The sequence below is a fragment of the candidate division KSB1 bacterium genome (assembly GCA_022562085.1).
In the GTDB taxonomy this organism is placed as follows: Bacteria; Zhuqueibacterota; Zhuqueibacteria; order Oceanimicrobiales; family Oceanimicrobiaceae; genus Oceanimicrobium.
On sequence record JADFPY010000346.1, the window covers coordinates 1 to 4828 of the forward strand.

The following is a 4828-nucleotide window of genomic DNA, read 5'->3' on the forward strand; positions in this document are numbered from 1 at the left end:
CTCGAACAAATTGACCTGATTGAAATTCATGAAGCTTTTGCCGCCCAGGTGTTAGCCAACGCCAAGGCCTGGGAGCAAGGATGGAAGGCGCAGCCCATCGGCGCCGTGGATTGGCAGCGGGTGAATGTATCCGGCAGCTCCATTGCCATCGGCCATCCCTGGTGCGCTACCGGTGGACGCATTGTGACGACTTTGGCGTATGAGATGGCCCGACGGGATGTCCGGTACGGGCTTGTGACTATCTGCGCCGCCGGCGCCATGGCAGGTGCGTTTCTGTTGGAACGCGATTGAACCAAGGAATAATTAGTGTCTGAACGAAAACTCGACCATTCATGTCACTTACTATGTCGTGTCTTGCTTGTGTAGAAAGAAAAAGCTGGCATAAGAAAGGGTAAAGACAATGGAACCCATACTAACAAAAATTCGCCGCACTGCAAGTGACAAAATATTGGGTGGCATGAGAATATTTATAGGAGTCATGTTTTTTTCAACTGGGATCATGAAGCTGCTGGTTCCAATGCTTTGGGAAGCCTGGTCTGGTCAGCTATCCCAGGCAAATATTCCGTTTTATACATTTAACCTTTGGTTTGTCCCGGTCGTCGAGATGACAACTGGTGCAGCCTTGACAGCAGGATTTTTTTCTCGCGTCGGCAGTCTGGTGGTGATTATGATGATGATAGTAGCAACTTATGTCCATTTGGCTGTGAATGATCCGAGCTTATTCCCGTTGCAGCCGGAAAAACCCATCATTCCCCTGGTTCTAATAGGAGTAGCTGCAACTATTTTCTTGCGTGGCGGTGGCGCTTGGAGCCTGGACTTAAGATCTACAAATTAAGCAGCTCGGATTTTTTTCTTGACTTCTCTGAAGAGAATTTGTATGTATCTAATAGATTGTAACATCCTTCCTGCCATTCTTCATTTCTACTTTCGATTTACATAGCACAGGTTTGGATGCTATTTGAAATGGGATAACAAATTTCAAAAACCTAATTAAAGCAAGATGAGTCAGATAAGTAAGACTTTTATGTAGCGTAAGGGTGAGGCTGTGTCGGTAACATGCAAAAAATACCGATCTAATTAATTTAAGGAGGAAAGCTATGGCTGAGAGTGTTTACAAAGTTGTTGAATTGGTAGGAACCAGTGATATTTCCTGGGAGGCAGCTGCCAAGAAGGCTGTGGAAACTGCTGGCAAGAGTCTTAAGAACTTGAGGATAGCAGAGATTAACAAGCTGGACATGAAAGTTGAGAACGGGAAAGTTGTCGCGTACCGTGCCAAGGTAAGTCTGTCTTTTAAATACGAAACTGGCAATGACTGATAGGGTGAGCAGGTAACTCGCTCTCATCCACATCTACGCATTTTTCAATTATCATACAACCATCGGCAAATTGCCTCAAATAATCGCTATTGAAAAGGAAAAACTAAAGTGCATACTCACAACGGCAACGGCGATCTTAGAGGGGCATTTTATTTGAATTTCAGTTTTACCATAATTGAAATTATTGGAGGCATCTGGACAAACAGTATTGCCATTCTCTCAGATGCCTTGCACGATTTTGGCGATAGCCTTTCTTTGGGCTTGTCTTGGTACTTAGAGAAGTATTCACATAAAGCAAAGGACGTTAAGTATTCTTATGGATACCGCCGCTTTTCGCTGCTAGGTGCCTTGATTAATACCGTTGTCTTAATTATCGGCTCTGGATTCGTTTTAGCTGCAGCCATTCCACGACTCCTCAACCCGGAGTCTTCCGACGCGTCGGGCATGATGTTTTTAGCTATTGCCGGAATCATCATCAACGGCTTGGCGGTATTGCGAGTGAAAGACAGTATGAGCTTAAGTGTCCAGGTAGTCACCTGGCATCTGTTGGAAGACGTGCTGACTTGGACAGCAGTGTTGGTAGTGAGTATAGTTCTACTATTCACAAATATGCACATCCTTGATCCAATACTTGCCGTCTTGGTCACATTTTATGTCTTATACAATGTGCTACGTAATCTAACCAAGACATCGGCACTTTTCTTACAGGCTGTTCCAGTATCTATTGATGTCAATGATATTGAAATGAAAATAGGCGCGATTCACAAAGTGCAATCCACCCATCATACGCACTTTTGGTCGCTCGATGGTGCACGTCACGTCTTGACGACGCATCTGGTGGTAGACGAAAGCACAACTAAAGATGAAATTTCACAGATAAAACGTGAACTCAAGTCACTTACCGAAAACATGGGATTGGAGCATCTTACGATAGAAATTGAGTATGGAAACCATGATTGTAGTATGAAGATAGATACCAGGATAAATAGACATTTTAAGAAAAGTTGATGTGAAAAGAAATGTTCAGTTTTAATAACATTGTCAAGCGCTTTCATCACGCCATTATGCGTCGACTTGAATCACCTGTAAAAGGGTATCAACAAAGGATATTCAATAATTTCGAAAATTTATACAAGCATATTCGTAAAGGCGATCTTGTTCTCATCGAAGGGCGTTCAGAGATAAGTCGAATTATTAAGTTTTTTTCCAATAGCCATTGGAGTCACAATGCCATGTACGTGGGTGACGAGCTGATTAAAAAGAATCGACCTTTTCGAGAAAAATATTTAAGCGAGTTTGGCGATGATGCCAGGCATCTGGTTATCGAGGCTTTTGCAGGCAAAGGGGTGATCGCATCGCCAATCCGAAAATATCATGATTACAATATTCGAGTTTGCCGGCCTTTCGGAATTAGCCCGACCGATCTTCGAACTGTCATTGAAGCTGTTATAGGCAATCTGGGGAAGCACTACGATGAGAAAAATATTACTGACATCGCGTTAATGCTATTACCCTCCTGGATCAATCCTTTCAAGAAACGCAGCATGAAAGCTTGTCTGGGAAATTGCAATGATTTTCAGGTAATTTGTTCGGGTATGGTTGCTCAGGCATTTCAAAATGTCGGCTATCCAATCATCCCTGTGCTGAAACCGACGGAAGAAGATCAGAAGACTTTAAAGAAAAATCCTTATGGAGCCAAATTAGTCATGCGACACTATTCGCAAGTTTTACCTCGAGATTTTGATTTAAGTCCCAATTTTGAGATCGTCAAATTCAATATCATAGCTGGCGGGAAGTTTGAATACAAATCATTATCTTGGGATGATGAGAGTATAAAGGGAGAAGACTTATAAAGTTGATATAGGACATAAGGTTTCAAACCGTCGTAACTACCGAAATGAATTGAGAAAACGGAGGGAATAATCATGAAAAAATTTGACGCAATCATAATTGGTACGGGACAGGCGGGACCGTCGCTTTCAGCCAGGTTGGCCGGAGAAGGGATGAAAGTTGCTGTGATCGAGCGCAAGCTGTTCCACGGCACCTGTGTTAATACCGGTTGTGTTCCAACGAAAACTTTAGTAGCCAGCGCCCGTGCGGCGTACATGGCCAGGCGTGCTGCAGATTTTGGCGTGATGATCGACGGCCCCGTTAAGGTAGACATGAAGAAAGTCAAAGACCGCAAGGACGACATCGTCGGCCGCACGAACCATGAAGTGCCGGAATGGATGCAGAAAATTGACAAGCTCACTGTTTTCAAAGGGCATGCTCGCTTTGCAGGACCGCACACCATTAGTATTGGCGATGAAACACTGGAGTCGGACAAAATTTTCATCAATGTCGGTGGACGGGCTTTGGTTCCTCCGAACATGTCCGGTATCGATGAGGTCGAGTACCTGACCAACTCAAGCATGATGGATATCGATTTCATACCTGAACATCTGATCATCATTGGCGGGAGCTACATCGGCCTGGAGTTCGCTCAAATGTACCGCCGTTTCGGCAGTGAAGTGACCATTGTCGAGATGGGGCCACGCTTAATCCAACGCGATGATGAAGATGTGTCGGAAGCGATTAAGGAAATCCTGGAAAATGAAGGCGTTAACTTTCGCTTGAATGCGGAATGCATTAGTTTGAAAAAACAAGGAGATAAAGTTGCAGTTGGCGTTGATTGTAAAGAAGGCCCGCCCGGAGTAATCGGCTCGCATGTGTTGTTGGCAGTCGGACGTGTTCCCAATACCCACGATCTTGGCCTGGACAAAGCCGGTATTGAAACGGATAAACGCGGGTATGTCGTGGTGGACGATCAGCTCAGGACGAATGTGGAGGGCGTTTGGGCGCTCGGTGACTGTCACGGCAAAGGCGCCTTTACACACACTTCGTATAATGATTTTGAGATCGTTGCGGCTAATTTATTGGACGATGATCCGCGCAAACTAAGCGACCGAATTCTTTGCTATGCACTGTATGTCGATCCGCCTTTGGGGCGTGCCGGTATGACCGAAGCGCAGGTGAGAGAATCCGGCAAAAAAGCCTTGATTGGGAAGATGCCAATGTCAAGAATAAGTCGTGCCAAAGAGAAAGGGGAAACACAGGGGTTCATGAAAATTCTGATCGATGCCGAAACTAAACTGATCTTGGGAGCGGCCATCCTGGGCATTGGCGGGGATGAAGTGATTCACTCGATTTTAGATGTGATGTACGCCAAGAAGCCTTATACCTTGATTCAGCGCGCCGTGCACATTCATCCGACGGTTTCGGAGCTGATTCCCACCATGCTGGGCAGCCTCAAGCCGCTGGAGTGAATTGCTCTATCGGTTTGCGAGTAATGATTCAATTGGAGAATAGTAACCATTCGGAGGTAGGGTGTCTTTGGCTGTACAACATCGTCAGGCAGGAATTTGTTTGCCGGTAGAATCAGGAATTAATTACGATGTAAAATACCATCGATGGTATTCTTAAGTTCAGAGATATCAGAATACTTGGGTAAATACGCATCCGCAACCCAGGAT

The 4828-nt window shown here is 44.9% G+C and carries 6 protein-coding genes; all 6 read left to right on the top strand.

Annotated elements, in window-relative coordinates:
- Nucleotides 1-291 (top strand): acetyl-CoA C-acyltransferase (locus IH879_19810; protein ID MCH7677174.1); only part of this gene is annotated, 291 nt, incomplete at its 5' end.
- Nucleotides 292-400: 109 nt separating this feature from the next.
- The gene (locus tag IH879_19815) at nucleotides 401-835 is read left to right on the top strand and encodes a DoxX family protein (protein ID MCH7677175.1); all 435 of its coding nucleotides are present in this window, start codon (nucleotides 401-403) and stop codon (nucleotides 833-835) included.
- 262 nt (nucleotides 836-1097) lie between these two features.
- Nucleotides 1098-1316 carry a dodecin domain-containing protein gene (locus tag IH879_19820; protein ID MCH7677176.1) on the top strand — a complete coding sequence of 73 codons (219 nt, stop codon included), beginning with the start codon at nucleotides 1098-1100 and terminating at the stop codon, nucleotides 1314-1316.
- Nucleotides 1317-1424: 108 nt separating this feature from the next.
- Nucleotides 1425-2324, top strand: a complete 900-nt coding sequence (locus IH879_19825) for a cation transporter (protein ID MCH7677177.1) — start codon at nucleotides 1425-1427, stop codon at nucleotides 2322-2324.
- A gap of 11 nt (nucleotides 2325-2335) precedes the next feature.
- Nucleotides 2336-3169: a hypothetical protein gene (locus IH879_19830; protein MCH7677178.1), complete on the top strand. Its 834-nt coding sequence runs from the start codon at nucleotides 2336-2338 to the stop codon at nucleotides 3167-3169.
- 69 nt (nucleotides 3170-3238) lie between these two features.
- Nucleotides 3239-4621 carry an FAD-containing oxidoreductase gene (locus tag IH879_19835; GenBank protein MCH7677179.1) on the top strand — a complete coding sequence of 461 codons (1383 nt, stop codon included), beginning with the start codon at nucleotides 3239-3241 and terminating at the stop codon, nucleotides 4619-4621.
- Nucleotides 4622-4828: the final 207 nt, after the last annotated feature.

Bases quoted from the DNA above. Each gene is read 5' to 3' on its own strand.
- IH879_19815 (MCH7677175.1), top strand. From the start codon at position 401: ATGGAACCCATACTAACAAAAATTCGCCGCACTGCAAGTGACAAAATA.
- IH879_19820 (MCH7677176.1), top strand. From the start codon at position 1,098: ATGGCTGAGAGTGTTTACAAAGTTGTTGAATTGGTAGGAACCAGTGAT.
- IH879_19830 (MCH7677178.1), top strand. From the start codon at position 2,336: ATGTTCAGTTTTAATAACATTGTCAAGCGCTTTCATCACGCCATTATG.